Here is a 24,410-nt window from a genome sequence, read left to right as displayed (position 1 = left end):
TTTTTAAATACTACCCATCTTATATAAAATTTTCCAGCTTTTAGAGTCAATTGGCATAACGGAAAGTCTGCTTTGTCTAATAAGCGATAAATGGCCAAGTTCTTTGTTTTTTTTAATATCTTCAAGAGTTACACTTTTCTCTAATTTTTCGTTAAACTTAACTTGGACAGCTACAAATCGTCCTTTTTTATCTGTTTTATCTAAGAAGGCTTCTTTGATAACTTCAACAATACCAACAATTTCTTTACCAATATTTGAATGATAAAAAAAACATAAATCTCCTTTTTTCATTCCCTTTAAATTTTTTGCTGCTTGATAATTTCTAACTCCATCCCAAGGAGCACCTTTTGCACCAGCTTTTTTTTGCTGATCAATTGACCAAACATCAGGTTCTGATTTCATCAGCCAGTAATGCATTATAATCTCACTCCAGCACCTTTTAAAAAAATAGCATCCGCATCTAATGGCCACCTAGGTTTTGCAGGACTGTCCAAATCACTAAATTGTTTTAATTTAAATTTTTCTAATCCAACCATTGCAATCATTGCTGCATTATCACCACACAAGTTAATGGGTGGAAAAATTGCCTCAAAGCCTTCTTCCACACAAAGGTTGGTTAGAATTTCTCTAATTTTTTTATTTGCTGCAACACCCCCCGCAACTACAAATTTATTTTTATTATCTGGGTTCATTTTTTTAAATTCTTCAAAAGCAATCATACTTTTTTTATATAGTATTTCTTCAATTGTTTTTTGAAAAGATGCTGCAAGATCATATTTTTCTTGGTCAGTTTTTATTTGTTTTGAAATTTTTAAAACAGCAGTTTTTAAGCCCGCAAATGATAAATTACATCCTCCTTTATGAAAAATTGGTTTAGGTAACACATATTTATTGGGATCACCTTTTTTGGCATACACTTCTATTTGGGGCCCACCTGGAAATTCTATACCTAATAATTTTGCTGTTTTATCAAAAGCTTCACCAACAGCATCATCAATAGTTGTTCCTAATCTTTTATAATTTCCTAATCCTTGTACGCTTAAAAATTGAGTATGGCCCCCAGAAATTAAAAGCAATAAGTATGGATAGTTTAATTCAGAATTTAATTTTGGACTTAATGCATGTCCTTCTAAATGATTAACGGCTATAAACGGTTTATTGAGTGATGAAGCTACAGCTTTGCCAAAACTTAAACCCACTGACAGACAAACGATAAGACCAGGCCCTGCTGTTGCTGCTATTGCATCCAGATTGTCCATTTTTAGCCCACTTTCATCTAGAGCTTTTTTTGTAATTAAGTCTATTTTTTCTATATGAGATCTTGCAGCAAGTTCAGGCACAACACCGCCAAATTCTTTATGAACATCTACCTGGCTTGAGACAATACTTGATAAAATTGTTGGCATACCTTGCTTATTTTCTGTTACAATAGAAGCAGCAGTTTCATCACAGCTCGTTTCAATTCCTAAAATTATAGGTTTTTTAATCATTAAATTAGTTTTTATTAATAATACATTCTCAATATAAGTATGAAGTATAAAGCAAATAAATGAAAAATAGAAAAATTATTATAGGTTCAAGAGGAAGCAAATTAGCACTGATCTATGCTGAAAAAGCTAGAGAAAATATTCTTAAACATGCAAAAGATTTTGGAATTGAGGATGTGGATATTAAAGAAATTGTAACCAAAGGTGATCAAGTTCAAGATCAAAGATTATCCGAAGTAGGTGGTAAAGGTTTATTTTCAAAATCAATAGAAATAGAATTATTGAATAATAAAATTGATATAGCTGTACATGCTTTAAAAGACATGCCCTCAGAAGAAACTGAGGGGCTGTTAACTAATTGTTTTTTAAAAAGAAATGATCCACGAGAGATTTTGATTAGTAAAAATAATAAAAATTTAAAAGATCTAAAATTAAACTCTGTTATTGGAACTTCATCATTTAGAAGAGAATTCCAAATTAAAAAAATAAGAAGTGATTTTCAATGTAAATTAATTAGAGGAAACATAGACACTAGATTAAGAAAGCTCGATGAAAACTTATATGATGCAATTATCTTATCCTATGCTGGAATTGACTCTCTAGGTTTAAATAAAAGCATAACTCAAACTTTTTCAACTTCAGAAATTATTCCTTGTGCAGGACAAGGAGCTATAGCTTTACAATGTCGAGACAACGATAATGAATTGATTAAATTGTTAGAATTAGTAAATCATAAAAAAACATACGATTGTATAAAAGCAGAAAGAAGTGTTTTAAAGATTTTAGAGGGTGATTGTGAAACAGCTGTAGGTGCTTTTGCAAGCATTGAAGAAGGAAAAATCACTTTAGAAGTAGAGCTTTTTTCCTTAGATGGAAAAAATAGATTTTATTTAAAATCCTCTAAAGGAATTGAGGAGGCCGAGGAATTAGGTATAGAGATAGGTAGTGCTCTTAAAAAACAGTCAAATAATTCTTATAAAAAATAATATGCATATTTTATTTACAAGACCATTGGAAGATTGTCATGAAATGATGATAAGATTTAAATCATTAGGAAATGAAATATCTCATTTACCATTAATTAGTATTCAAGGTATTAAGTACAAATCTGTTGATTATTCAAAATTTAAGGGAATTATTTTTACAAGCTCTAACGCTATCAAATTTTTGGACATTAAAAATATTAATAAAAAGTTAAAATGTTTTTGTGTAGGAAGCGCCACTGAAAAAAAAGCAAGAGATGCTGGTTTTCAAAATGTATTTGCTGCAGAGGGAAATGTAAATAATCTCAAAGAATTGATTTTGCAAAATTTTAATCCCTCGGAGGGAAAATTGATTTATGTCAGTGGAGAAGTTGTCTCTAGTGATTTAGATCAAGAATTAATTTTAGACGGCTATAGTATAGATAGAATAATTAATTACAGAGCTAATGAGATAAAGAAATATGACGAAAATTTTATCGAAAAATTAAAGCTAAATATGCCAGACATTACTTACATATACTCAAAAAATAGTGCGATTAATTTTTTAAAGGTAATTAAAAATTATCAGCTAGAAACGCTGTGGATGAATACTAATTTGATGTGTGTGGGCGAGAAAACCTCTGCGGCACTTAATGAAATAAAATGGAAAAAAATTTTTCTTTTTAACCCTGGAGAAGAAGAATTTTTGCTATATAAAATTTGATTATGGACATATTTAATAATTTCAGTGAATTATTTTTTTCAGTTTGGTCAAGAGGAATTTATGGAATTGATATTTTTCAAATTTTAATTGGAATTGGAATATTTTTTATATTTTTAGTTTTTAGAGGTTTAATAAGTAAACTTATTATAAGAAAATTAGAAATAATTTCTAAAAGAACTACAAATAAACTAGATGATACATTTGTTCATGCAATGGTGGGGCCTGCAAGATTTTTACCAATCGTTCTAGGTTTTTTTATTGCAAGTTATTACATGTCTTTTGGAGAAGAGGGCAAGTTAGCCATAGATACAATAAATAGAACACTGATTACTATTTTTATTTTTTGGTTGATCCATCAGGTTGTTGAACCCATTTCTTATATCTTAAGTGGTTTAGACAAAATGTTAACTAAAGAGTTGATTGGTTGGATTATTAAATCGTTAAAAATCTTAATTTTTATATTAGGTTTAGCTGCTGTCCTTGAACTTTGGGGAATAAAAATTGGACCAATTATTGCTGGACTTGGTTTATTTGGTGTTGCGGTTGCTTTGGGTGCTCAAGATTTATTTAAAAATTTAATATCTGGGATTTTAGTTTTAGTTGAAAAAAGATTTAAGATTGGCGATTGGATTTTAGTTGAAGGAACAATCGAAGGTGTTGTTGAAAAAATTGGTTTTAGATCTACGGTGATTAGAAAGTTTGATAAATCTTTAGCAATAATTCCAAATTTTCAATTTGCAGAAAATTCAGTAGTTAATATTAGCGAGACTACTAATTGGAGAATAAGATGGTCGATTACTCTTCAGTACGATACAACTGTTGAACAATTAAAAAAAATAAGAGAAGAAATTGAAAACTATATAAATAAAAGTGATGATTTTAATCAAAGTGTAGGTGTTGCTGTAAGAATTGAAAAATTTTCAGATAGCTCAATAGATCTTCTTGTTAGATGTTTTACAGCCAGTAATAGTTGGACTGACTCACTTTTAGTTAAAGAGAGATTAGCAATTGCAATAAAGGAAATAGTAGAAGGTAATAAAGCTTCTTTTGCTTTCCCAAGTCAGTCAATTTATATCGAGAAAAAATGATAGCAATTTTTTATTTGGTTCTTCAAATATTAAAACTCTATTCTTATGTGGTAATTGCAAATGTAGTTACCAGCTGGCTTGTTGCATTTAATGTTTTAAATACTCAAAATAGATTTGTTTATTCTATTTTAGAGGTGACTTATCGATTAACAAGTCCTGCACTTAATAAAATAAGAAGTTTTTTACCTAATTTAGGATCAATAGATATTTCACCAGTTATACTACTTTTATTGATTTGGTTTATAGAAATGTGTATGAAGCTGTACATTGCACCAATAATTTTTTAAGAAAATACATGATTTTAATAGATGGAAAAAAAATAGCAGCTGAACTTAGAGAAGAACTAAGACAAGAGGTTGTAGAGTTAAAAGCTAAACACAATAAAGTTCCAGGACTTTCAGTTATTTTAATTGGCGATATGGTCCCTAGCCAAATTTATGTTCGTAATAAAGAAAAATCAGCGAATGAAGTAGGGTTAAAATCAGAAGTAATCAGATATCCAGAGGCTGTTGAAGAAAAAACAGTATTAGATAAAATTGAAGAACTTAATAAAGATGAAAGAGTTTCAGGAATTTTAGTTCAATTACCATTACCAAAACATATTGATAAGCAAAAAGTTATTGAAACTATTTTGCCAAGTAAAGATGTTGATGGGTTTCATCCAATGAATGTTGGCAATCTTTCTTCAGGCTATGAAAGTTCAGTTCCTTGCACTCCTTTAGGATGTTATCTAATGATAAAAAAAATTGAACCAAACTTGAGCGGGAAAAAAGCGGTTATGATTGGTAGATCAAATCTAAACGGTAAGCCAATGACACAGCTACTTTTAAAAGAAAATTGTACAGTAACAATTACTCATTCAAGAACTAAAGATTTAAAAGCAGAATGTTTAGAAGCAGATATTATCGTTGCAGCCGTTGGTATTCCTGAACTTGTAAAAGCTGACTGGGTTAAAAAAGATGCAATCGTAATAGATGTTGGGATCAATAAAACTGAAAACGGTATTGTTGGTGATGTCGCTTTTAAAGAAGTTTCAAAAGTTGCAAAAGCTCTAACTCCTGTTCCAGGTGGAGTAGGGCCAATGACAATTGCCTGTTTGTTAAAGAATACCATTGAGTGTTTTAAAAGATCTTTAAAATAAAAATATCAATAATAGTGATAAAATTTATAATTTTCATATTTATGATTATTGCATATAACTCATCATTAATTGCTATGGATAAAAAACCTTATCATCATTTACCAGATGGAACTTTTAGAAATCCAGAAGGTTCACCAGTTAGAACTAGTCAAGCCAAGTTTTCTTATACACAATTTATTAAATTGAAAAAAAAAATAGACATGACTATTCCGAAAGAACATGTTGTTGATAAAGAAAAAGTTTTATCTGATTTAGAAAAGTATAAAAATGACGATTATATTGCTTGGATTGGTCATGCTACTTACTTAATTAAACTTGGAGATACAACAATTATAACTGACCCAGTGTTTTCAAAAAATGCAGGGCCTTTAATTTTTGGCCCAGATAGATTTACTAAGCCTGCCTTAAATTTAGATGAAATTCCAAAGACTGATTTATTATTATTAACACATAATCATTATGATCATCAAGATATGGGAACTATTAGAAAGTATCCGTTTAAAAATACAAAAGTTTTGACACCACTAAATCTTGGAAAATACTTTACAAAAAATAGATTTAAAGATGTAAATGAAATGGATTGGTATGAAGAAATTAAAGTTAATGAGAATTTAAAAGTAACATTGCTCCCAGCTGTTCATTGGTCTAAAAGAAGTCTAACGGATATGAATAAAACACTCTGGGGTAATTTCTTAATTGAATATAAGGGTAAAAAAATCTTATTTGCTTGTGATACTGGCTATGGAAATATTTACAAAGAATTAGGTGAAAAATATGGTCCAATTGATTTAACAATGATTAATATTGGAGCTTATGATTTTAAGCCTATGTTTGATAAATCAATTTATCACACAACACCAGAAGAAGCCTTAAATGTAGCAAAAGATTTAAGAAGTAAAAAAGTTATGGGAACTCACTGGGGTACATTTGTTTTATCTTTGGAACCAATTATGGAACCACCAATAAGATTTAAGGCTAGTGCAGAAAAATATGGCTTTAAAAGAGAGGATGCAATTATATTTAAAATTGGAGAGATAACATCATTGAAAAGTATAATTTCTGAATAGAAATATTGATGAGTGTTTCAAATAGTTTTTATTCAAAACTTAGCCAACAACACCTTTAAATTTTTTTTCTAAATTAGGAATTATATCTTTGTTTTCATAAAGTTTTATTGTCTCAAATAAAAATTATTTAATTAATTCCTTTTAATTTTTGATAATCTTTAAGGATGAAAAAACCAAAATATCCGTACAGAATTGCAATCATTATGCTTCTTCTAACGGCTGTGCCAATTGGCGCTACTCAACTAGGATGGTATTTGTATGGAAAACAGGTTGGCTTTGATTATGGAATGATAGCAGGCACTTTTGCTGTTATATTAGCTGGATATTTAATGTATGAAAAAGACTGGAGAAATGAAGATGAGGATGAGGATTAAATAATGGATAAATTAATATTTTTTATATTAGCAGTACCAATATTAATCTTTGTTTTTTATCTTGGTGGTTCAGCAATCATGACAGGCTTCAAGGCTAAGGTTGACAATGCGCCAAGTCAAGACAATGAAACTCAATCTGATAACTTTAATGATGTTTTAGAAAGTAATTCAAATTTAAGTAGTGAAATTACAAAGTTAAATGAACTTTTAAAATCAGGAATTTTAACACAAGAAGAATTTGATAAAGCAAAAAAAAAACTGTTAGATAATTAGCCTACAATTTTATTCAGAACATTCTCTAAATCAGTAATGGATTTTTTATTTTCATACAAGTTTGTCTCTGCTTTAAGTTTTAGTTGATTTTTAATTTCAATGAGATTCTTGTCGTTTGCAATTCCAACTGCTGTATCAACATAATTATCAATATTTTTTACAATTGGATTAAATTTCATGTCTGAAATTTTCATTTGATTATAGGCTCCGAGCACAAGTCTAGACTTTGTGTGATTTGTGGGCATAGTTATTGTGGGAGTTCCGTAAAACATTGACTCGTAAAAACTATTACCAGCACCAAAATATAATGGGTCTAGCAAGACAGACGCTCTACCACAATGATTAATATATTGTTCCCAATTCATATTTTCTAAAAAATTAATTTTTTCAAGATTTATTTTTGAATTTTTTTTTAGTCTATTGATGAAAATATTGTTGAGAGCCTTGTTTGAATCCTTGATAAAATAAAATATTGAATTTTTATCTTTCTTTTGAATTTTTTCTATTATTTGGTCAAAATCTGGGTGTAATTTGAATAATGTTTGCGGACATGAATATAAATTTAATTCATTTAATTTTTCTTCATTAAGTATATTTTTAATTTTTGGTTTGTAGTAGTACATAGGCAAACTTTCTGAACAAATTATTTGCTCTGAAAAATTTTTATGTGAATTTTCAGACTCTATAAATTTTGAAGAAATGAAATAATCAATAGAGTCGTTTCCAGTAGTTTCAGGGTGTCCCCAGGAAGTTATTTGATATTTCGCAAGGCGAATATATGAGAGAAAATATAGTTGAATAGATAAGCCAATTTCTGGATAAAAAAGTATATCTAATTTTTGATCAAGTATTGAGATTTGTTTCTGTTTAAAATCTTTCGGTAAAAAAATATTTTTAATAACACCTTTTTTTTCGGCATCTACCAAATCATTTAATATTGATCCTTTTTTAGTTTGCTCAGAATGAAAAACCAATACTTCAAATTTTTCTTTATTAATTTTTAAGATAATACCTTTAAATAGTTTTCCAATAGTGTGGTCAGTTAAATATTCAGAGATAAAGCCTATTTTAATTTTACTCGATGAAGTATTTTTGTGAAGGTAAACTTTGTTAAGCTCAGGATATATTCTTCTAAACAAAGATATACATTTCTTGTTTATTTCTAAGTTATCGAACTGATCATATGATAAACCAAATTGAGGAGGTTTTATAAGATGGTCATTAATATTAAAATTGTAGTTTTTGTTGTTATTTAAAATTTCTTCAATAAATTTATTAATATTGGATCTAAATTTTATAATTTCATTAGAGTTATTTTTAATCATTGGTATCAGCAGTTCTTTTTTGATTTTCCAATGGTCATTTAATAAATTATTATTTATACCAATACCGATAAATTCTTTTGCCTCTTCAATTTTATCTTGTTCCTCAAGGACTAAAATTAGCATATTTAAAGCATTAGGTTCTTTTAAATTTATTTTAATTATTTTTTTTAGAATATTCTCTGTTTCAAAGAAATTTTCTTGATTGAAATAAGTTAAAGATATGTTTCTTAATAGAGATAGGTTTTCAGGATAAAATTCTAAAATTTGAAACCACAGCTCTCTTGCTTTTTCATATTTTAGAGACTCAAAATTTTTTTGAGCCTCGTTAAAAATTTTTTTAGCTTTTATTTCATCCATTTAGCTTTTTTCCATTAACCACAAACTATTATTTGCTAAAAAATAAATTTTTCCATTTACGGGATGTACCTGAATATCTCTTATTCTTCCAATATTATTTCTAAATATAAGATCTTCCTTCACATTCGTTAGATCATTAAATATTAATTTTCTTAAAGATTTATCTTTTAAAGAAGTGACTAGAGCATGACCATTCCATTCTTTAAACTCATCCCCTTTATAAATTGTGATAGCACTAGTAGCTATTGATGGTACCCAATATTGAATTGCTTTAGTAAAACCTGGTTTCCATTTAGGGCCAATAGGTATTCCAGAATAATTTTTTCCACCCCAGCCCAAAATTTTCCATCCATAATTTTCTCCTTTTTTAGCCTCTCCAAACCAATCACCACCTCTTGCTCCATGATTACTTAAATATATTTTTCTATCATAATCGGAGAGTGTTAACCCTTGTGGATTACGAACACCTATCTGATAAATTTCAGGCAACCAATCTGGTTCACCAGTAAATTTTGGGTTATCTTTGGGAATACGACCATCAGTATGAATTCTAATAATACTACCAGGATGTTTTGTGGGATCTTGAGCAATCATACCTTGGCCTCTTTCACCAGCTGATGCATAAATATAATCATCTTTAATCGCTAATCTTGAACCAAAATGATAACCAGAATCTATAGGAGGGTTTGCTTGAAAAATATTTTTAAAATTTAATTCTTGTTTGTTTAATTGTGCTTTTGCAATTGATGTGCTTGTTTTTAAATTTCCCCTATCTTCTGAATAAGAAATCCACAGAGTATTATCTTGGTAAATAATATCTAATAACCCACCTTGGCCGACTTCTAAAAAATTAAGATTATGCTTAATCTCTGTAACTTCTTTTGAAATAAGATTAATAATTTTAATTTTTCCACTTTTTTCAGTAATAATGATTTCATCATTGTTAATAAAGGATGATCCCCAAGGTTCATCTAACTCTATAATTTTAGTGAATGTATAATTATTGGAATAGCTTTTTGAAGCAAATAAAAGAAAAAAAATTACTAATAAAAAATATTTTTTCACTTTAAGAAAGTTTTGATCTACCACCATCAACAGCTATTATCTGTCCAGTAATCCAAGAACTCTCTTCAGTAATTAAAAATTTAGCAAGCGCTGCGGAATCTTTTCCTTCTCCTAATCTTTTAAGAGGATGAGCTTTAGCAATTCCTTCTGCAATTGCAGGATTTTTTAACATTGGTTCTGCAATTTTAGATTTTGATAAACTGGGTGCAATACAATTCACTCTAATATGTGGAGCAAACTCAGCAGCTAGTGTAACAGTTAGTCCCTCAACAGCAGCTTTAGCAGAAGCAATAATTGTGTGATTAGTAAAACCTCTTTGAGCAGCAACAGTTGAAAATAAAACAACTGAGCCTTTGTTCTTTTTTAAACTTTCTTGAAATCCTTTTATTGCTTCAATAGCTGAATAAAGGTTTAGTTTCATACATTTATTCATATCTGCTTCTGTAACCATCCTTAATGGTTTTAAATCAATAGATCCTACACAGTAAGCGATACCCTTAATTTCACTAATGTCTGATTTTACTTTTTCTATAAATCCTTCTTCTAAAACGTCAGCAACCGTATAAGTGCAGCCTAATTTTTCTGCAATAGTTTTAACTTCATTTTCATTTCTTGCTATTAGATGAATATTATTTCCTGAATTTTTCAATTGTTCAGCTAAGCTGGAACCCACAGAACCTGTCGCACCAAAAATAAGATATTTTTCTGACATATAAATTTTATTTAGTTATATTTAACTATGAAACTGTTTTTTATACTTGGCAATCAATTATTTCCATTAAAATACGTAGACCGCTTCAAAAAGGACCACTCTTTTTACATGGCAGAAGACTATGAACTATGTACTTTTGAAAAGCATCATAAGCAAAAGATACTGCTATTTCTCTCTTCTATGAGGTCTTATGCAGATAAGCTTAAGGTGAACAAATACAAACTTGAATATTCTAAAATTGAGGACAAAGATTTTAAAGATACTTATTTTAAGAAATTAAAAATTATTATTGATCAAAAAAAAATTACTGAAATTTCAAGTTTTGAGGTTGAGGATAAATTTTTTGAAAAGAAAATTTCACAATTCTTAAAAAAAGAAAAAATTAACTGGAATATTGTTCAAACTCCAATGTTTTTAAACTCAAGAGATGAGTTTAAAAATTATTTAGTAAAATCAAAAAAACCTTTTATGGCAACATTTTACAAAGAAGTTCGTAAAAAATCTGGAATATTAATGGGAGCAGATGGAAATCCTATTGGGGGTAAATGGAGTTTTGATGAAGATAACAGAAATAAATTACCAAAAGATATATCAATACCAAAATTTCCAAAAATTAACGAAACTAATCATACTAAAAAATTAAAACCAATTATTGAAAAATTATTTAAAGATCATCCTGGTAGCACAAATGATTTTTGGTTAGCAACAGAATACAATGATGTGGTCAAACTTTTAGATTTTTTTATTAAAGAAAAATCAAATTTATTTGGCGATTATGAAGATGCTGTTAATCAAAAAGACAATATTTTATTTCATAGCGCATTAAGCCCGTACATTAATTTAGGATTGATAACCCCTGAAATTATCATTCAAAAAATTTTAGAATTTCATAAAAAACACAAAATTAGAATGAACTCACTTGAAGGTTATATTCGTCAAATAATAGGCTGGAGAGAGTTCATGCGTGGAATTTATCAAGGTTACTCTGATGAAATGGAAACAAAAAATTTTTTCAACCATGAAAGAAAAATGAAAAAGTCTTGGTATGAAGGCACAACAGGTTTGCCTCCATTGGATCATGCAATTAAAAATGCCGTTAATCATGGCTGGTCTCACCATATTGAAAGATTGATGATTTTATCAAATATAATGAACCTTTGTGAGGTGAAACCAACAATTGTTTATAAGTGGTTTATGGAAATGTTTGTAGATTCTTCTGATTGGGTGATGGTTCCTAATGTTTATGGAATGGGCTTATTTAGTGATGGAGGTATTTTTGCAACGAAACCATACATTTGTGGATCAAGTTATTTTATGAAAATGATGGATTTTAAAAAAGGGGAATGGTGTAATACGATGGATGGTCTTTATTGGAGGTTTATAGATAAAAATAGAAAATTTTTTTTAAAGAACCCTAGATTGTCTATGATGGTTTATGTTTTTGATAAAATGAAAGATGAAAGAAAGAAAATGATTTTATCTGAAGCTGACAAGTTTATTAAATTAAATACAAATTAAAAATGTTAAAAAGTTTATTTATTATCTTTTTTTATCAACTTCTAGGTGAAGCTATTCAAAAATTTTTTGCAATAAATATTCCAGGGCCTGTTATTGGTTTAATTTTATTATTATTATCGTTCATTTTATTTTCTAAAAATATTAAACAATCCAAGAGAATAATTAAAGAAATTTCTTTAACTAGTCATCAGATTATAAGCCACTTATCATTATTATTTGTTCCAATAGGTGTTGGTGTTGTGATGCATATAAATTATCTAGGAGATAACTTATTCAAAATTTTTAGTATTATAATTATTGGTACACTCACTACTTTAGTATTCACAGCATTTGTTATGGAAAAAATAATTAACCTAGAAAAGAAAAATGGCAAGAGAAGATAAACTATATAAAATTTGGGTATATTTGCAGGCAGAACCTCTTTTCTGGATCACCCTAACATTAGGAGCATATTTAGTAGGTGATTATTTATATAAAAAATCTAAGTTAAATCCATTGGTAAACCCTGTTGCAATAAGTATCTTAATTGTTTCCTCAGTTTTATTATTCTTAGATGTCTCCTATGATAGATATTTTGAGGGTGCAAAATTTATTCACTTCATGTTAGGTCCAGCAACAGTTGCTTTGGCTATACCAATTTATGAAAAAAGAAATTTGATTACAAAAGAAGTTAAACCAATTATTTTTTCAATTTGTCTTGGAATACCTTTTGCAATTTTAATTACTTTTTATTTGGGAAAATTTTTTGGATTAAGTAATGAGATGATTTTAACAATGATACCTAGAAATGTGACAGCTCCTATTGCAATGGGTATCTCAGAGCTTATTGGAGGAATACCGTCTTTAACTGCAATAATTACAATAATTACTGGTATAATTGGTGCTTCATTAGGAACTTTTTTATTAAATGTTTTCAAATTAAAAGACATGAGTGCTAGAGGTTTTGCGTTTGGTTTAGCAAGTCATGGTATTGGAACAGCAAGAGCAATGAGTAAAAATAAAACAGCGGGCGTATTTGCTGCTCTAGCGATGGGCCTAAGTGGCATTGCAACTTCACTTTTTGTTTTAATTATAATTAAGTTTCTTATTTAATTTGTGAAAAAAGAAAATTTACCTTCAAAAATTTGTCTTACTTGTAAAAGACCTTTTACATGGCGTAAGAAATGGAAGTTAAATTGGGATAAAGTAAAGTATTGTTCTAAGAAGTGCTCTAAGTGATTTACTTATCCTTATTTACTATATCTTTTTTAGCTGCAACCATTTTACCATTTTCATCTGAGCTCACATTGGCAGGATTAATTGCAACATCAAATTTTGATAATTTATTATTGTTAATTGTTGCTAGCTTTGGGAATATTTTGGGATCAGTTGTTAACTGGGTCTTGGGATTTTATTCAAGAAATCTTACTACAAAAAAGTGGTTTCCGTTTAAAGACAAACAAATAGAAAACTCTTCAAAATGGTTTAGTAAATTTGGTAAATGGTCATTATTATTTGCTTGGGTTCCAATAATAGGTGATCCACTGACTTTAGTTGCAGGTTTATTAAGAGTTAGATTTTTAGATTTTATTATTTTAGTGGCAATTGGAAAAGTAAGTAGGTACGTCTTAATTTACTATTTGTTTTAATATTTGCTGAATTTATCCAGGTAACTATGCTAGAAAAGTGAATGCTTGAAATATTTATTCAAACTTTCTTTTTATATTTTATTGTTATTGATCCACTAGGAAATACACCATTATTCTTAGCAGTAACTCAAAATATGAGTAGCCAACAAAGAGTTAAAACTGCATTGAGTGCAACAATAATTGCATCAATCATATTGCTATTCTTTGCATTTCTTGGAAGCACTTTATTAAGTTATTTGAATATATCTTTTCCAGCATTTACAATTGGTGGAGGCATCATTTTATTAATAATTTCGATGGAAATGTTGTTTGATAAAAGACAACAACGAAAAGAAGATGACATTGATTTCAATTCTGAAAATGTAAGTGTGTTTCCTTTAGCAACACCGATTATAGCAGGACCGGCTGCAATCACATCTGTTATTGTTTCTGTTTCAGATATGGGAAGTAATTTTACAAACCAATCTGTCGGAATGATTGCTTTGGCTTCAGTTTTACTTTTAACTTTTATATTTTTTTTTACTGCTTCAAAATTTTCTCAGATAATAAATAAAAAAGTTATTAGTGTAATTTCAAGAGTAATAGCAATTATTCTAGTTGGATTAAGTGTTCAGTATATTTTAGACGGAATAAAAACCTTTTTAGCTTAAAGTATTGTTCAGTAGACTATTTTAAAATGCTATAAATATAGTAATGAACATAATTGTCTTACAGCATATAAAGATTGAAGACCCAGGCTATATCAAAGATTTAATGCTAGCTGATGGTTTTAACTTAACCACTATAGAGCTAGATGAAGGTGAAAAAATCCCAAGTGATCTAAGAAAATTTGATGGAATGTTTTGTATGGGTGGTCCAATGGATACTTTTATGGAACAAGAATATCCATGGCTAATTGAAGAAAAAAAAGCAATTAAAGAATTTGTTGTTAATTTAAAAAAACCTTATTTAGGTTTTTGTCTTGGGTGTCAGTTATTAGGTGAGGTAATAGGTGGTAAGGTAGTTAAATCAAATCCAGCAGAAATTGGAATAATGGATATAAATTTTACTAAAGAAAAAAAGGAGGATATTTTATTTTCAAAATTTCCAGATCAAATTAAAAGTTTGCAGTGGCATTCATATGAAGTGCAAGGAATAGATAATAATAAGGATGTAACTTTACTAGCATCATCTCCTATTACTAAATATCAAATTTTCAAATACCAAAATCACGCATATGCAATTCAATTTCATATAGAAATTAAAGACACAACAGTTAATGAGTGGGGGTGTGTGCCTGAATATAAAAAAGCTCTTGAAAGTCAATTAGGTGAGGGAGCTTTAGATAAATTTGATCAAGCTGCAAAAAATAATATGCCTGATATGAATAATTATTCTAAGATACTTTATGAGAATTTTAAAAGGCTATTATGAATAATAAATTTTTTGAATGGGCAGGGGTTATTACGGCAATCCTTTATTCTATGTTTGTAGCCTTAAACATTGGAATAGAGTTTTTAGGATTTTGTTTGTTACTGTTGTCAGCTATTTTAATTGGTATCTGGGCATACAGAGGAGGTCATAAGGGAATACTCGTATTACAATTTTTTTATGCCACAGCTGGTATAATTGGAATGATACGTTGGTTTTAATTAAAATTAGCAATAATTTTTGGAATATAATTTTTAAAATTAAAAAACCCCTTATTACAATATTGCCAAGAAAATTGATCTAACTTTCTATATAAAAATTTAATATTTCTTAATTGATTATTTTGAATAAAATCCAAGTTTTCACCAACGGTTGGATAAAGAGCATATACTTCTTCAGTAATATTTTTTAAATCATTAATGTTAATAGTTTCACAATTAATTGATTTTTCTTCTAATCTTATTTTTTGATCCTCTAAAAGATTAGCTTTAAATTTCAACACTTTTTTACTTAATTCGATAGTTCTATTTGTATTATTTAGGACCAAAAAAATTTTTTTAAATTTATCTTCTTTAAAATCAGAAAATTCAAATGCCATATTATTTTCAAATATTAATAAAGTTTTATCTTCAAAAATCTCAGAATTTTTAAAGCTCTTATTGATAACTGAATACATTTTATCACTAGATATAGGCTTAGCATTTTCATTAAGTTTTATGTTTTTAAACCTATTATTTGTAAATTTATTTATGTTCCATTCACTTGCTAAATAATTTTTACCCTGCGTTTGAATGCCAGCAACCCATCTCCAACCAAGGGTATTTGATGCAGCATCTCCATCGTACAAATGATTCATAAAAAATTCGGCTCCTAATTGCCAAGGAAGTTCTAAAGTGAAAACCCAAATACTTGCAAACCACATTCTTGCATGATTGTGCAAATAGTTATTTTCTTTCAATTCATTTACCCATTCATTGAAACATTCTATGTTTGTACTACCCTCAATGGCATTTTTATAATCAGCGTTATCTATAAATTCTTCACGTATCTTTTTTAATTCATTTAAGTAATCTGTCCAAACATTAGGTCTTAATTCTAGCCAACCTTTCCAATAAACACGCCAAAGAACTTCCTGAATAAATTTTTCATTTTTTGCAAATGAAAACTTTTTAAGAGATTTATCAATTACTTCTAATTCATTAATTATTCCGTGAGTTATATAGGGGGATAAACAAGAAATATTAGATCTATTACTAGGTCCAAAATCAAAATTTCTTAGTTTTGAATAATCTGAAAGATTTTGTTCAACAAAAGTATTTAATTGATCAACGGCTTTAGCCCTTGAAGCTTCACAAATCATTTTAAACTATTTAGATTTTCTTTTCTTTAGGCCCAATTTATCACTATGTCTCAATCTAAGAATAACTATTGCAGATGCAATCAGAACTATAGCTATAGCTTCATAAACTAATGCTGATGGATCCATCTCTTTTCCTTGCAATATAATAAATCGAGCTAGGGCAGTTATCGCAATTAAAAGAGGTAAAGTTATGCTTATTGATTGCTGGTTCCAAAAAACACGAACCATTGCTAAGACTTCTAAATAAAGAAACATCAAAAGTAAATCTGCTAGCATTACAGATTGATTTAGAAACATATTTTTAATTTCCATACCAACAGCAATTACAGTGCTTACTAAAATAATGCACATTAATACTAGTTGTAAATTTTTTGCTATTTTATCCATTACTTATCTTTACTAAATGGTAGCCACTTTTCAAACACTGATTTTGATGGACCATCATATGGAATTGAGTAAGAGCTAGGGTTTGGACTGGTTAAAACTTCTATTCCTTTAGAGAATACGAAGATGAATACAATAACAAAAACAATAACCATAATTTTAAATGGATCAAAGTTTTTAGTTTTGAATACACTGCTAGATTGCGCCTCTGCTTTATGAAAATGTTTGAATGTCATATAGACTGCAAATATCAATCCAATATGAGCAACGTATAAACCGGCCCAACCAAATGCAAAAGTTGTATAAGAAAATATATATAAACTAAAAACAGTTGTCCAAACGAAGCTCAGAACTAATAGAATTTGTAATCTAACGGACCTCGGTAAAGACCTTAGATCATTTTTGCTATCATCAAATAAAATGTTAGCGGCATCTATCATCCAATTTTTTAGTGCTTCCATATAGCTAGAATAGATATTTATATGTTAAAGGCAAAGGATAAAGTGTCCTTTAATTTTTAGCTTAAATTGGACTTTATTACACTTTCTAAATTTGTAGAGCTTTGGGCGCCTGAAATAAAATCTTTTCCTATTTCAAAGAAGGGCACTCCACTAATTTCCTTCTCTTTTGCGACCGAAATATATGAATTAATTTCTTCAATATTTTTTAAGTTAAAAAAATCATTAATTGCATCTCCATAAATATTAAATTCTTTTCCAATATTAATTAAGATTTCTTTATCTCCAATATCAAGACCTTCAATAAAGTATGATTGATATATTTTTTCTTTAATTTCGTTGTGTACATTAGATTGTTCAGCTAATTTGATTAATAAGTGAGAAAATACAGTATTAGGTGTTTTCTTTATCTTATCTAGATTAAAATTAAGATCTTCTTTGTTGGCCTCTTCTGTCATTCGATCATACATTGGTTGAGCAAACTCTTTTCCGCCAAACTTTATTTCTAAGTACTTGTTTCTTTCAATTCCTTCTTTAGGCATGTCGGTATTTAGTTGAAATGGAACATGCTCTATCTCAAACTTAGTTTCAGGAAAGGCCTTTAAAGCTTTATTTAATCTTGTCTGACCAATAAAACACCATCCACAAATTGTGTCAGCAAATACTTTTATTTTCATTAATTTATGAACGAAGTTTTTGTTTATGAAAGTTAATAAATCTTTCTACGTTTGATTTATTAAAGGTTTTATTTTCTTCAAAAGAAACTTTTTTCATTGAGTAAGCATTACTTTTTGTCTGTCTAGACATTATGGTGATATTACCTTTGTATAATTTAAGTTTAACAGAGCCATTAACTTTATTCTTTTTAAGGTCGACAATTTTTTGAAGTTTAAATCTTGCTTTTGAGTACCAATAACCATTGTAAATAAGTTCTGCATATTTAGGCATAATCTCATCTTTTTTATGCATAGTTTCTTTATCTAAAGTAACAGACTCAATTGCTCTATGTGCTGACATTAATAGTGTTCCACCAGGCGTTTCATAAACACCTCTAGATTTAATCCCAATAAATCTGTTCTCAACTAAATCAACTCTACCCACTGCATTTTTACCAGCAACATCGTTAAGTTTTTTTAACAAATTTCCAGGCGATAATTTTTTACTATTAATTGTTGCAGGGTCTCCATTTTTAAATCCTATAGTTACAAAAGAAGGTTTAATAGGTGCTTTTTCAGGAGACACCGTTCTTTGAAAAAGAAACTCAGGAGCTGAATTTTTTGGGTTTTCTAAAACCTTACCTTCAGTTGATGTGTGATATAAATTATCATCAATAGAAAAAGGAGGAGCACCTTTTTTATCTGTTGGAATTGGAATATTATTTTTTTTTGCATATTTAATTAAATCTGTTCTAGAATTTAATTTCCAAATTCTCCACGGTGCAATAATTTTAACTTTTGGACCAAAGTAATGATAGCCTAATTCAAATCTCACTTGATCGTTTCCTTTTCCAGTTGAACCATGTGAAACTGCATAAGCACCAAATTTTTTAGCAACAGCAATTTGTCGTTTTGCAATTAAAGGTCTTGCAATTGAAGTACCCAATAAATAAACACCTTCATAAACTGCATGCCCTCTAATCATTGGAAAGACATAGTCTTTTACAAATGTATCTTTTAAATCTTCAATAATGATATTTTTAACACCTAGTCTTTTGGCATTTTTTATAATTTTTTTTCTATCAATTTCTTGCCCAATATCTGCGGTATAACAAATAACTTCTGCGTCATAGTTTTCTTGAAGCCATTTTAATATAATAGATGTGTCTAGCCCACCAGAATATGCGAGTACAATTTTTTTTTTAGGTTTCATCTACTTAGCTGCAATTTGCTATAGTAGCATTGTATGCCTTAGTGAAACCCAATAGTGAATAATGATCAATAGTTGAAGATCCATTCTGAGTATAACCTGTAATCATTATCCTAGATCCTCTTTTCATTGTTTTGATCATTTTTTTTTCTAATTTATTATCTTGGTCTGACATCCAAGCAAATCCTTCTTGAATAAGATCAAATTTATATATGTTTTTTCCTGAAGTTGCTGTTACCGTATTTTTATTATTAAATTCATATCCACCAGTAACACTTATCTCATTGGTTATTTTTTCTCCGGGTCTAAAGCTAATAAATAATCGGGCTTCTCTAGGGTTCGCCTTGGGTGATTGGAGAACTGGCTTAGATTGAGCAAAACACACTTTACCTGTATCCGAGTTTATTACATATGTTTCCCAATCTTTATGTGTACCCATTTTTTTTACTTCTTCAGCATTAACTTGGCTGATAAAAGTAGCAAAAAAAATTATGATTATAAAATTTTTAATTATGGACATGGGTTAGGGTAAATAGTTTGTATTTCATTTATTTCTTTAATTACATCATCAGTTAAATTTATATTTACACTTTCTATATCAGTTTTCAACTGCTCCATGGTTGTTGCCCCAATAATAACACTTGTCATAAAGGGTTGTATTTCACAAAATTTAAGTGACATTTGAGTTAAGTCTAGGTTATGTTTTTTTGAAATTTCATAGTATGCATCAACTGCTTTTTTTGTATTTGGTTTTTCATATCGAGTCCAAAAATTACCATCTCTTTCAATTCTGGAGTTTTTTGGCAATTGGTTGTTTCTGTATTTTCCAGTTAAGTATCCACTTGCTAGTGGAGAATAAGCTAATAGACCAATGTCATCTCTTATTGAAATCTCAGCAAGTCCAACCTCATAAGTTCTATTTAATAAATTGTAAGGGTTTTGAACAGACATCATTCTTGGAAGACCTTTTTCCTTTGCTAGCTCTAAAAATTTTGTTACACCCCATGGTGTTTCATTAGATAAACCAATTTCTCTAATTTTCCCCGCATCTACAAACTTTTGTAAATTGCCCAAGACATCTTCAAATTTATTCCATTCACCATTATCTTTGTGTTCATAGCCCAATCTTCCAAACATATTGGTATTTCTCTCAGGCCAATGTAGCTGATATAGATCAATATAATCTGTTTGTAATCTTTTTAAGCTATCGTTAACAGCTTCAGTCATTTTTTTTATTCCATAATTATTACCACCTCCTCTTAAGTAGGCTCGCATAGGACCAGCAACTTTAGTTGCTAAAATGACTTTGTCTCTTTTGTTTGTTTTCTTAAACCAGTTACCAATTATAATTTCTGTATGACCGTAGGTTTCTTCTTTTGGTGGAACTGAATAAAGCTCTGCCGTATCCCAAAAATTTACTCCCTGATCTAATGCATAATCCATCTGCTCAAAACCTTCTTCCTGAGTATTTTGCTCTCCCCAAGTCATTGTTCCTAGACAAATTGTGCTAACCTTTAAATCAGTATTTCCTAGTTTTTTGTAGTTCATATTAATTTAATCCTTAATAAGGTATCTTGAAATAATAGTAAAAGCCTTTATATATACGGTATGGAATTCAATAAACAAAATATACTAAATAAAGTTAAAGAAGCTCAACAATCAACAGTAGTAATGGATGAGGGCCTAAGAGCCTACATGTTAAAAGTCTATAACTACATGGCATCTGGTATTTTATTAACTGGATTAGTTTCTTTAATATTTTTTAAACTTTCAGTAGTAACAGATGCGAATGGATCAATTGTTGCTTTAACAAGTTTGGGAAATACAATTTTTTTATCAGGTTTTAAATGGGTTGTAATGTTAGCTCCTCTTGGAGTTGTTTTTTACATGAGTGCTAGAATTAACAAAATGTCGGCTGCAAGTGCCCAAACAACCTTTTGGGTTTTTGCCTCATTGATGGGTCTTTCTTTATCTTCAATTTTTTTAGTTTATACAGGAGCGAGTATTACTAGAGTTTTCTTTATTACTTCAATTACTTTTGGAGCAATGAGTATTTACGGCTATACAACTAAAAGAGACCTTACAAAATTAGGATCATTTTTAATGATGGGATTAATTGGTATTATTGTGGCCTCAGTTGTTAATATGTTTATGAAATCTTCCATGATGGATTTTGTTATTTCAATCTTAGGTGTTTTAATTTTTGTGGGACTTACTGCATATGATACTCAAAAAATTAAAAACATGTTTGTATCAAGTGATACTGGAGAGTTAATGGGTAAAAAAGCTGTGATGGGTGCCTTAACTCTATACTTAGACTTTATAAATTTATTTATAATGTTGCTGAGATTGTTTGGACAAAGAAGATAGTTTTTATTTTTTAAGATTTTTCCAATTAGTATTCTTAAGTAATATTTCTAGATCAAAAGAATTTTTTAATATTTTTCCATTAGAGTCAGTGATTAAATATTTCAGATTTTTACTGTTAGGTTTAAAATTTTTACAAATTTTGTATAAAGCATTTTCGGTAGCATTTTTAAAAACACTGAAACTTACTTGTCTGCTTGAAATATTTAAACCATAATCTTTCCAAGTTCCTTCCGAGACCATTTTGGCATATAAATCTAAAATAACTTTAAGCTCATTCTTTTCAAAAAATTGTTTCTCTGTAATCTGATTATGAGGATTGTTGATGACTAATTTTAAGTTTCTATTCATCAAGCTTATGCTTCTTAATTATAGATATTTGAAAGGCCGTAAAAATAATAGTTATTGGTAGCATTCCCCAAACCTTAAAATTAACCCAAAACTCTTCAGTTTGTGTTCTCCAAATATATTCATTTAACAATGCAAGACCAAAGAAAAAATACATCCATCTTTTGTTTAAAATTTCCCAACCAATATCAGTTAAAGAAATTGATTTACCCATAATTTTCTTAAGCACAGGTTCTTTTGTAAAGTATTTTCCAAAAAACAAACCAAGAGCAAATAAAATATTTATAATTGTTGGTTTTATGTAAACAAAAATTGGATCATTAAAATAAATGGTAAGACCACCAAAGAGTGTAATTAAAATACCACTCAACAAAGGCATCATGGGTATTTTTTTTTCAAAAACCCAAACAACTGCTAATGCAACTAGAGTTGCAACTATAAGTGGTGGTATGGCAACTGATAAATTCTTATCATTATTATAATAATAAAAAAAAAATATAGCTAAAGGCCCAAAGTCTGTTGCAAATTTAAGAAAAGATTTATTCACTTGAGACATATTAACATAATAAAAAAACAATTATATTTTTTTTATTGATTTTTGTTTTTAAACCCCCATATTAATAATAATGGCAATTCAAAAAGCAAAATTTTCAATAGGTGATATTGTTAAACACAAACACTTTGAGTTTAGAGGTGTGATATATGATGTTGATTTTGAGTTTAATAATTCTGAAGAATGGTATCAGTCAATTCCTAAAAATGTACGTCCAAGAAAAGATCAGCCTTTTTATCATTTACTAGCTGAAAATGATGAGATTACCTACGAAGCCTATGTATCAGAACAAAATCTACTTATGGATGATTCAGAGGATCCAATTAAACATCCATTAATTGAAGAGATATTTTCTGGAAAAAAGGGCTCTAGTTACTTTAAGCCATCTAATTAAATCTTTTTTTTAACACATTTTACTCAAACCTCAGACACAGATTGAGCCTAAATTAAACTATATTCTGGTCAAGAGTGTTATACTAATACCTCTTAGTAATCATTATCTCCCTCTTCACTCTTGATCAGATTAACTTTTCAAAATAAGAATTAATTTAACTTCTTTTAATATATATAATTTTAAAATGTTTAGATATTTTGAACCTAATAAGATTTTTGCAATAACTTCAAAGGCACCAAAATATGTTCTATTTCTATTTATCGTTGTTTTAACAATTGGCTTAATAGAAGCACTCATTCTTTCACCTGAAGATTATAAACAAAGTGACTCTGTAAGAATTATGTACGTACATGTCCCCGCAGCATGGATATCACTTGGAATATTTTCAAGTTTAACTTTATTGTCTATTGGAAGCTTTATTTTTAAAAATAAAAATTTTGCATTAATTGCAAAAAGCTTGGCACCATCAGGCTTTGTTTTTAATATTGTAGCATTAGTTACTGGATCTATTTGGGGCAAACCAACATGGGGAACTTGGTGGGCATGGGATGCAAGAATAACATCTATGCTAGTGTTAGCTTTATTTTATGGAATGTATTTATTGGCATGGAGGATATATGAGGACAAAGAAGAAGTGGTTAAAATAACTTCTATAATTGCAATCATAGGAGTAGTTAATGTTCCAATTATTAAATATTCAGTTGATTGGTGGAACACACTCCATCAACCGGCATCAATAAACATCACAACAACTAACACAGCAATTCACCCATCAATGTTAATACCTTTAGGCTTAATGACTGCGGCATTTGCTCTTTTTTCATTACTCATTTTTTTGATGAAATATAATACGGAACTGATAAAACTTAAAAATAAAGGATTAGATAGATTATGATAATAGAAATAATTTCAATGAATGGGTACGGAGCTTATGTATGGTCAGCCTTTGCATTTACATTGACTAGTTTTACAACTTTATATTTTGTGATCAAATTGCAACTTTCAAAAGAACAAAAAAGATTTGCAAATAAGTTTGGTTCCCTAAGTATTGAAAAAGCTAAAGCTGCTAAACAACAAACTATCAATAACGAAATATTATCCAATATATCAAATATTTAACTAATAAACCATGTATGGTAAAAAGGTTAAATTACGATTTTTATTCTTAGTATTGCTTCTAGCAACTGTAATTTTAACTGTTTTTCTAATTCTACAATCATTAAAAGAGAACGTTATATATTTTCAATCTCCATCTGAAATAAATTCTCTAATAGAAATAGAGAGCAAAAAGATAAGAGTAGGGGGTATGGTTAAAGAAAAATCTGTAGTTATCAATTCCAATAAAGTAAATTTTATTATTACTGATTTTAAAAATGAAATTAACGTCACTTATTCAGGTGCCGTACCAAATTTATTTGCTGAAGGAAAAGGAGTAGTTGCTGAGGGTTTTTTAAAAGACAAAAATTATTTTTCTGCAACAAAAATTTTGGCAAAACATGATGAGAATTATATGCCACCAGAAGTCAAAGAAGCTTTAGGAGTTAAATAA

The 24,410-nt window shown here is 28.9% G+C and carries 35 protein-coding genes; 21 read left to right on the top strand and 14 right to left on the bottom strand.

Features of this window, described 5'->3' with window-relative positions; genetic code table 11:
- Positions 1-3: 3 nt before the first annotated feature.
- Entirely contained in the window at positions 4-417 is a 414-nt protein-coding gene (locus AC5SL1_RS06230; RefSeq protein ID WP_494573090.1) for an EVE domain-containing protein, read from the bottom strand.
- On the bottom strand, positions 417-1,490 hold the full coding sequence (gene tsaD / locus AC5SL1_RS06225) for a tRNA (adenosine(37)-N6)-threonylcarbamoyltransferase complex transferase subunit TsaD (protein ID WP_494599492.1): 1,074 nt from the start codon (positions 1,488-1,490) through the stop codon (positions 417-419). Before tsaD ends, AC5SL1_RS06230 begins: the two co-directional genes overlap by 1 nt.
- A 59-nt stretch (positions 1,491-1,549) precedes the next feature.
- Here tsaD and hemC point away from each other — a divergent pair, with 59 nt between their 5' ends.
- The 8 genes from hemC to AC5SL1_RS06185 all read left to right on the top strand — a co-directional run bounded on the left by hemC (position 1,550) and on the right by AC5SL1_RS06185 (position 7,116).
- Entirely contained in the window at positions 1,550-2,473 is a 924-nt protein-coding gene (hemC, locus tag AC5SL1_RS06220) for a hydroxymethylbilane synthase (RefSeq protein WP_494586505.1), read from the top strand.
- 1 nt (position 2,474) lies between these two features.
- Entirely contained in the window at positions 2,475-3,173 is a 699-nt protein-coding gene (locus AC5SL1_RS06215; RefSeq protein WP_494599490.1) for a uroporphyrinogen-III synthase, read from the top strand.
- A 2-nt stretch (positions 3,174-3,175) separates the two neighbouring features.
- Positions 3,176-4,261, top strand: a complete 1,086-nt coding sequence (locus tag AC5SL1_RS06210) for a mechanosensitive ion channel family protein (RefSeq protein ID WP_494599488.1) — start codon at positions 3,176-3,178, stop codon at positions 4,259-4,261.
- Entirely contained in the window at positions 4,258-4,548 is a 291-nt protein-coding gene (locus AC5SL1_RS06205; protein WP_494599487.1) for a YggT family protein, read from the top strand. The genes AC5SL1_RS06210 and AC5SL1_RS06205 overlap by 4 nt, the downstream gene beginning before the upstream one ends.
- An 8-nt stretch (positions 4,549-4,556) precedes the next feature.
- Complete coding sequence (locus tag AC5SL1_RS06200) at positions 4,557-5,402, top strand: bifunctional 5,10-methylenetetrahydrofolate dehydrogenase/5,10-methenyltetrahydrofolate cyclohydrolase (protein ID WP_494599486.1); 846 nt, start codon at positions 4,557-4,559, stop codon at positions 5,400-5,402.
- A gap of 14 nt (positions 5,403-5,416) precedes the next feature.
- Positions 5,417-6,469, top strand: a complete 1,053-nt coding sequence (locus AC5SL1_RS06195; protein ID WP_494599485.1) for an MBL fold metallo-hydrolase — start codon at positions 5,417-5,419, stop codon at positions 6,467-6,469.
- 164 nt (positions 6,470-6,633) lie between these two features.
- Positions 6,634-6,843 (top strand): hypothetical protein, encoded by a 210-nt coding sequence (locus AC5SL1_RS06190; RefSeq protein WP_494599483.1) that lies wholly within the window; start codon positions 6,634-6,636, stop codon positions 6,841-6,843.
- A gap of 3 nt (positions 6,844-6,846) precedes the next feature.
- A complete protein-coding gene (locus AC5SL1_RS06185; RefSeq protein ID WP_494599482.1) occupies positions 6,847-7,116 on the top strand; it encodes an SHOCT domain-containing protein in 270 nt (89 codons plus the stop codon).
- Here AC5SL1_RS06185 and AC5SL1_RS06180 read toward each other — a convergent pair.
- From AC5SL1_RS06180 to AC5SL1_RS06170, 3 genes are read right to left on the bottom strand one after another with little or no spacing between them, the layout of a single operon-like run.
- Complete coding sequence (locus AC5SL1_RS06180; protein WP_494599481.1) at positions 7,113-8,798, bottom strand: tetratricopeptide repeat protein; 1,686 nt, start codon at positions 8,796-8,798, stop codon at positions 7,113-7,115. The two genes, AC5SL1_RS06185 and AC5SL1_RS06180, sit on opposite strands and share 4 nt — an antisense overlap.
- The gene (locus AC5SL1_RS06175; protein ID WP_494599480.1) at positions 8,799-9,890 is read right to left on the bottom strand and encodes a PQQ-dependent sugar dehydrogenase; all 1,092 of its coding nucleotides are present in this window, start codon (positions 9,888-9,890) and stop codon (positions 8,799-8,801) included. It lies immediately after the preceding gene.
- Positions 9,865-10,575 carry an SDR family NAD(P)-dependent oxidoreductase gene (locus tag AC5SL1_RS06170; protein ID WP_494599478.1) on the bottom strand — a complete coding sequence of 237 codons (711 nt, stop codon included), beginning with the start codon at positions 10,573-10,575 and terminating at the stop codon, positions 9,865-9,867. The genes AC5SL1_RS06175 and AC5SL1_RS06170 overlap by 26 nt, the downstream gene beginning before the upstream one ends.
- Positions 10,576-10,602: 27 nt before the next feature.
- On the opposite strand from AC5SL1_RS06170, the gene AC5SL1_RS06165 reads away from it, so the two are divergent.
- The 8 genes from AC5SL1_RS06165 to AC5SL1_RS06130 are packed head-to-tail and all read left to right on the top strand — an operon-like array spanning position 10,603 to position 15,352.
- Complete coding sequence (locus AC5SL1_RS06165; RefSeq protein WP_494599477.1) at positions 10,603-12,093, top strand: cryptochrome/photolyase family protein; 1,491 nt, start codon at positions 10,603-10,605, stop codon at positions 12,091-12,093.
- Positions 12,094-12,095: 2 nt separating this feature from the next.
- Positions 12,096-12,476: a CidA/LrgA family protein gene (locus AC5SL1_RS06160; RefSeq protein WP_494573080.1), complete on the top strand. Its 381-nt coding sequence runs from the start codon at positions 12,096-12,098 to the stop codon at positions 12,474-12,476.
- A complete protein-coding gene (locus AC5SL1_RS06155) occupies positions 12,460-13,185 on the top strand; it encodes an LrgB family protein (protein ID WP_494573079.1) in 726 nt (241 codons plus the stop codon). The genes AC5SL1_RS06160 and AC5SL1_RS06155 overlap by 17 nt, the downstream gene beginning before the upstream one ends.
- A 3-nt stretch (positions 13,186-13,188) precedes the next feature.
- Positions 13,189-13,311: a DUF2256 domain-containing protein gene (locus AC5SL1_RS06150; protein ID WP_415323288.1), complete on the top strand. Its 123-nt coding sequence runs from the start codon at positions 13,189-13,191 to the stop codon at positions 13,309-13,311.
- The gene (locus AC5SL1_RS06145; RefSeq protein WP_494573078.1) at positions 13,308-13,721 is read left to right on the top strand and encodes a YqaA family protein; all 414 of its coding nucleotides are present in this window, start codon (positions 13,308-13,310) and stop codon (positions 13,719-13,721) included. Before AC5SL1_RS06150 ends, AC5SL1_RS06145 begins: the two co-directional genes overlap by 4 nt.
- Before the next feature lie 41 nt (positions 13,722-13,762).
- On the top strand, positions 13,763-14,371 hold the full coding sequence (locus AC5SL1_RS06140; protein WP_018413652.1) for a MarC family protein: 609 nt from the start codon (positions 13,763-13,765) through the stop codon (positions 14,369-14,371).
- A 43-nt stretch (positions 14,372-14,414) separates the two neighbouring features.
- A complete protein-coding gene (locus AC5SL1_RS06135; protein WP_011281613.1) occupies positions 14,415-15,134 on the top strand; it encodes a type 1 glutamine amidotransferase in 720 nt (239 codons plus the stop codon).
- Complete coding sequence (locus AC5SL1_RS06130) at positions 15,131-15,352, top strand: hypothetical protein (protein ID WP_011281612.1); 222 nt, start codon at positions 15,131-15,133, stop codon at positions 15,350-15,352. Before AC5SL1_RS06135 ends, AC5SL1_RS06130 begins: the two co-directional genes overlap by 4 nt.
- On the opposite strand, the gene AC5SL1_RS06125 is transcribed toward AC5SL1_RS06130, so the two are convergent.
- Genes AC5SL1_RS06125 through AC5SL1_RS06095 form a run of 7 tightly spaced genes read right to left on the bottom strand, consistent with a single transcriptional unit; the run spans position 15,349 to position 20,747 of the window.
- Positions 15,349-16,491, bottom strand: coding sequence for an FAD-binding domain-containing protein (locus AC5SL1_RS06125; RefSeq protein WP_494599476.1), 1,143 nt, complete (start codon positions 16,489-16,491; stop codon positions 15,349-15,351). The genes AC5SL1_RS06130 and AC5SL1_RS06125 overlap by 4 nt on opposite strands.
- Before the next feature lie 6 nt (positions 16,492-16,497).
- Positions 16,498-16,878, bottom strand: a complete 381-nt coding sequence (locus AC5SL1_RS06120; protein ID WP_494579718.1) for a phosphate-starvation-inducible PsiE family protein — start codon at positions 16,876-16,878, stop codon at positions 16,498-16,500.
- On the bottom strand, positions 16,878-17,336 hold the full coding sequence (locus AC5SL1_RS06115; RefSeq protein WP_494599475.1) for a hypothetical protein: 459 nt from the start codon (positions 17,334-17,336) through the stop codon (positions 16,878-16,880). Before AC5SL1_RS06115 ends, AC5SL1_RS06120 begins: the two co-directional genes overlap by 1 nt.
- 56 nt (positions 17,337-17,392) lie before the next feature.
- Complete coding sequence (locus tag AC5SL1_RS06110) at positions 17,393-18,010, bottom strand: DsbA family oxidoreductase (protein ID WP_494599474.1); 618 nt, start codon at positions 18,008-18,010, stop codon at positions 17,393-17,395.
- A gap of 4 nt (positions 18,011-18,014) precedes the next feature.
- Positions 18,015-19,202, bottom strand: a complete 1,188-nt coding sequence (locus AC5SL1_RS06105; RefSeq protein WP_494599473.1) for an argininosuccinate synthase — start codon at positions 19,200-19,202, stop codon at positions 18,015-18,017.
- 4 nt (positions 19,203-19,206) lie between these two features.
- Positions 19,207-19,719: an invasion associated locus B family protein gene (locus AC5SL1_RS06100; RefSeq protein ID WP_494586489.1), complete on the bottom strand. Its 513-nt coding sequence runs from the start codon at positions 19,717-19,719 to the stop codon at positions 19,207-19,209.
- Positions 19,710-20,747: an aldo/keto reductase gene (locus AC5SL1_RS06095; RefSeq protein ID WP_494599472.1), complete on the bottom strand. Its 1,038-nt coding sequence runs from the start codon at positions 20,745-20,747 to the stop codon at positions 19,710-19,712. The genes AC5SL1_RS06100 and AC5SL1_RS06095 overlap by 10 nt, the downstream gene beginning before the upstream one ends.
- Before the next feature lie 60 nt (positions 20,748-20,807).
- Here AC5SL1_RS06095 and AC5SL1_RS06090 point away from each other — a divergent pair, with 60 nt between their 5' ends.
- Positions 20,808-21,569: a Bax inhibitor-1/YccA family protein gene (locus AC5SL1_RS06090; protein WP_271516464.1), complete on the top strand. Its 762-nt coding sequence runs from the start codon at positions 20,808-20,810 to the stop codon at positions 21,567-21,569.
- Between the two features lie 3 nt (positions 21,570-21,572).
- Here the strand turns inward: AC5SL1_RS06090 and AC5SL1_RS06085 are convergent, their stop codons facing one another.
- Together AC5SL1_RS06085 and AC5SL1_RS06080 are read right to left on the bottom strand one after the other, a co-directional pair.
- The gene (locus AC5SL1_RS06085) at positions 21,573-21,917 is read right to left on the bottom strand and encodes a DUF2794 domain-containing protein (protein WP_494599471.1); all 345 of its coding nucleotides are present in this window, start codon (positions 21,915-21,917) and stop codon (positions 21,573-21,575) included.
- Complete coding sequence (locus AC5SL1_RS06080) at positions 21,910-22,461, bottom strand: septation protein A (RefSeq protein ID WP_494599470.1); 552 nt, start codon at positions 22,459-22,461, stop codon at positions 21,910-21,912. Before AC5SL1_RS06080 ends, AC5SL1_RS06085 begins: the two co-directional genes overlap by 8 nt.
- A 79-nt stretch (positions 22,462-22,540) precedes the next feature.
- Between AC5SL1_RS06080 and hspQ the strand changes: the two genes are divergently transcribed.
- The 4 genes from hspQ (at position 22,541) to ccmE (ending at position 24,410) form a co-directional block, all read left to right on the top strand.
- A complete protein-coding gene (gene hspQ / locus AC5SL1_RS06075; RefSeq protein ID WP_271516469.1) occupies positions 22,541-22,861 on the top strand; it encodes a heat shock protein HspQ in 321 nt (106 codons plus the stop codon).
- Positions 22,862-23,045: 184 nt separating this feature from the next.
- Positions 23,046-23,756, top strand: coding sequence for a heme ABC transporter permease CcmC (gene ccmC, locus AC5SL1_RS06070; protein ID WP_494599469.1), 711 nt, complete (start codon positions 23,046-23,048; stop codon positions 23,754-23,756).
- Complete coding sequence (locus AC5SL1_RS06065) at positions 23,753-23,980, top strand: hypothetical protein (RefSeq protein ID WP_271516472.1); 228 nt, start codon at positions 23,753-23,755, stop codon at positions 23,978-23,980. Before ccmC ends, AC5SL1_RS06065 begins: the two co-directional genes overlap by 4 nt.
- A 10-nt stretch (positions 23,981-23,990) precedes the next feature.
- Positions 23,991-24,410 carry a cytochrome c maturation protein CcmE gene (ccmE, locus tag AC5SL1_RS06060; protein WP_494579705.1) on the top strand — a complete coding sequence of 140 codons (420 nt, stop codon included), beginning with the start codon at positions 23,991-23,993 and terminating at the stop codon, positions 24,408-24,410.

This window comes from Candidatus Pelagibacter sp. PS_10_02, assembly GCF_059418005.1.
This window is presented reverse-complemented; position numbering and strand designations above follow the sequence as displayed.

Excerpts from the sequence above, each read along its gene's own strand:
- AC5SL1_RS06125 (WP_494599476.1), bottom strand. The coding sequence starts at position 16,491 with ATGATTTGTGAAGCTTCAAGGGCTAAAGCCGTTGATCAATTAAATACT.
- AC5SL1_RS06090 (WP_271516464.1), top strand. The coding sequence starts at position 20,808 with ATGGAATTCAATAAACAAAATATACTAAATAAAGTTAAAGAAGCTCAA.
- AC5SL1_RS06185 (WP_494599482.1), top strand. The coding sequence starts at position 6,847 with ATGGATAAATTAATATTTTTTATATTAGCAGTACCAATATTAATCTTT.
- AC5SL1_RS06135 (WP_011281613.1), top strand. The coding sequence starts at position 14,415 with ATGAACATAATTGTCTTACAGCATATAAAGATTGAAGACCCAGGCTAT.
- AC5SL1_RS06175 (WP_494599480.1), bottom strand. The coding sequence starts at position 9,890 with ATGGTGGTAGATCAAAACTTTCTTAAAGTGAAAAAATATTTTTTATTA.
- AC5SL1_RS06230 (WP_494573090.1), bottom strand. The coding sequence starts at position 417 with ATGCATTACTGGCTGATGAAATCAGAACCTGATGTTTGGTCAATTGAT.
- hspQ (WP_271516469.1), top strand. The coding sequence starts at position 22,541 with ATGGCAATTCAAAAAGCAAAATTTTCAATAGGTGATATTGTTAAACAC.
- AC5SL1_RS06130 (WP_011281612.1), top strand. The coding sequence starts at position 15,131 with ATGAATAATAAATTTTTTGAATGGGCAGGGGTTATTACGGCAATCCTT.
- AC5SL1_RS06100 (WP_494586489.1), bottom strand. The coding sequence starts at position 19,719 with ATGTCCATAATTAAAAATTTTATAATCATAATTTTTTTTGCTACTTTT.
- ccmE (WP_494579705.1), top strand. The coding sequence starts at position 23,991 with ATGTATGGTAAAAAGGTTAAATTACGATTTTTATTCTTAGTATTGCTT.
- AC5SL1_RS06165 (WP_494599477.1), top strand. The coding sequence starts at position 10,603 with ATGAAACTGTTTTTTATACTTGGCAATCAATTATTTCCATTAAAATAC.
- AC5SL1_RS06170 (WP_494599478.1), bottom strand. The coding sequence starts at position 10,575 with ATGTCAGAAAAATATCTTATTTTTGGTGCGACAGGTTCTGTGGGTTCC.
- AC5SL1_RS06085 (WP_494599471.1), bottom strand. The coding sequence starts at position 21,917 with ATGAATAGAAACTTAAAATTAGTCATCAACAATCCTCATAATCAGATT.
- AC5SL1_RS06110 (WP_494599474.1), bottom strand. The coding sequence starts at position 18,010 with ATGAAAATAAAAGTATTTGCTGACACAATTTGTGGATGGTGTTTTATT.
- AC5SL1_RS06200 (WP_494599486.1), top strand. The coding sequence starts at position 4,557 with ATGATTTTAATAGATGGAAAAAAAATAGCAGCTGAACTTAGAGAAGAA.
- AC5SL1_RS06180 (WP_494599481.1), bottom strand. The coding sequence starts at position 8,798 with ATGGATGAAATAAAAGCTAAAAAAATTTTTAACGAGGCTCAAAAAAAT.
- AC5SL1_RS06205 (WP_494599487.1), top strand. The coding sequence starts at position 4,258 with ATGATAGCAATTTTTTATTTGGTTCTTCAAATATTAAAACTCTATTCT.
- tsaD (WP_494599492.1), bottom strand. The coding sequence starts at position 1,490 with ATGATTAAAAAACCTATAATTTTAGGAATTGAAACGAGCTGTGATGAA.
- AC5SL1_RS06155 (WP_494573079.1), top strand. The coding sequence starts at position 12,460 with ATGGCAAGAGAAGATAAACTATATAAAATTTGGGTATATTTGCAGGCA.
- AC5SL1_RS06215 (WP_494599490.1), top strand. The coding sequence starts at position 2,475 with ATGCATATTTTATTTACAAGACCATTGGAAGATTGTCATGAAATGATG.
- AC5SL1_RS06210 (WP_494599488.1), top strand. The coding sequence starts at position 3,176 with ATGGACATATTTAATAATTTCAGTGAATTATTTTTTTCAGTTTGGTCA.
- AC5SL1_RS06140 (WP_018413652.1), top strand. The coding sequence starts at position 13,763 with ATGCTTGAAATATTTATTCAAACTTTCTTTTTATATTTTATTGTTATT.
- AC5SL1_RS06120 (WP_494579718.1), bottom strand. The coding sequence starts at position 16,878 with ATGGATAAAATAGCAAAAAATTTACAACTAGTATTAATGTGCATTATT.
- ccmC (WP_494599469.1), top strand. The coding sequence starts at position 23,046 with ATGTTTAGATATTTTGAACCTAATAAGATTTTTGCAATAACTTCAAAG.
- AC5SL1_RS06095 (WP_494599472.1), bottom strand. The coding sequence starts at position 20,747 with ATGAACTACAAAAAACTAGGAAATACTGATTTAAAGGTTAGCACAATT.
- AC5SL1_RS06115 (WP_494599475.1), bottom strand. The coding sequence starts at position 17,336 with ATGGAAGCACTAAAAAATTGGATGATAGATGCCGCTAACATTTTATTT.
- AC5SL1_RS06105 (WP_494599473.1), bottom strand. The coding sequence starts at position 19,202 with ATGAAACCTAAAAAAAAAATTGTACTCGCATATTCTGGTGGGCTAGAC.
- AC5SL1_RS06190 (WP_494599483.1), top strand. The coding sequence starts at position 6,634 with ATGAAAAAACCAAAATATCCGTACAGAATTGCAATCATTATGCTTCTT.
- AC5SL1_RS06160 (WP_494573080.1), top strand. The coding sequence starts at position 12,096 with ATGTTAAAAAGTTTATTTATTATCTTTTTTTATCAACTTCTAGGTGAA.
- AC5SL1_RS06065 (WP_271516472.1), top strand. The coding sequence starts at position 23,753 with ATGATAATAGAAATAATTTCAATGAATGGGTACGGAGCTTATGTATGG.
- hemC (WP_494586505.1), top strand. The coding sequence starts at position 1,550 with ATGAAAAATAGAAAAATTATTATAGGTTCAAGAGGAAGCAAATTAGCA.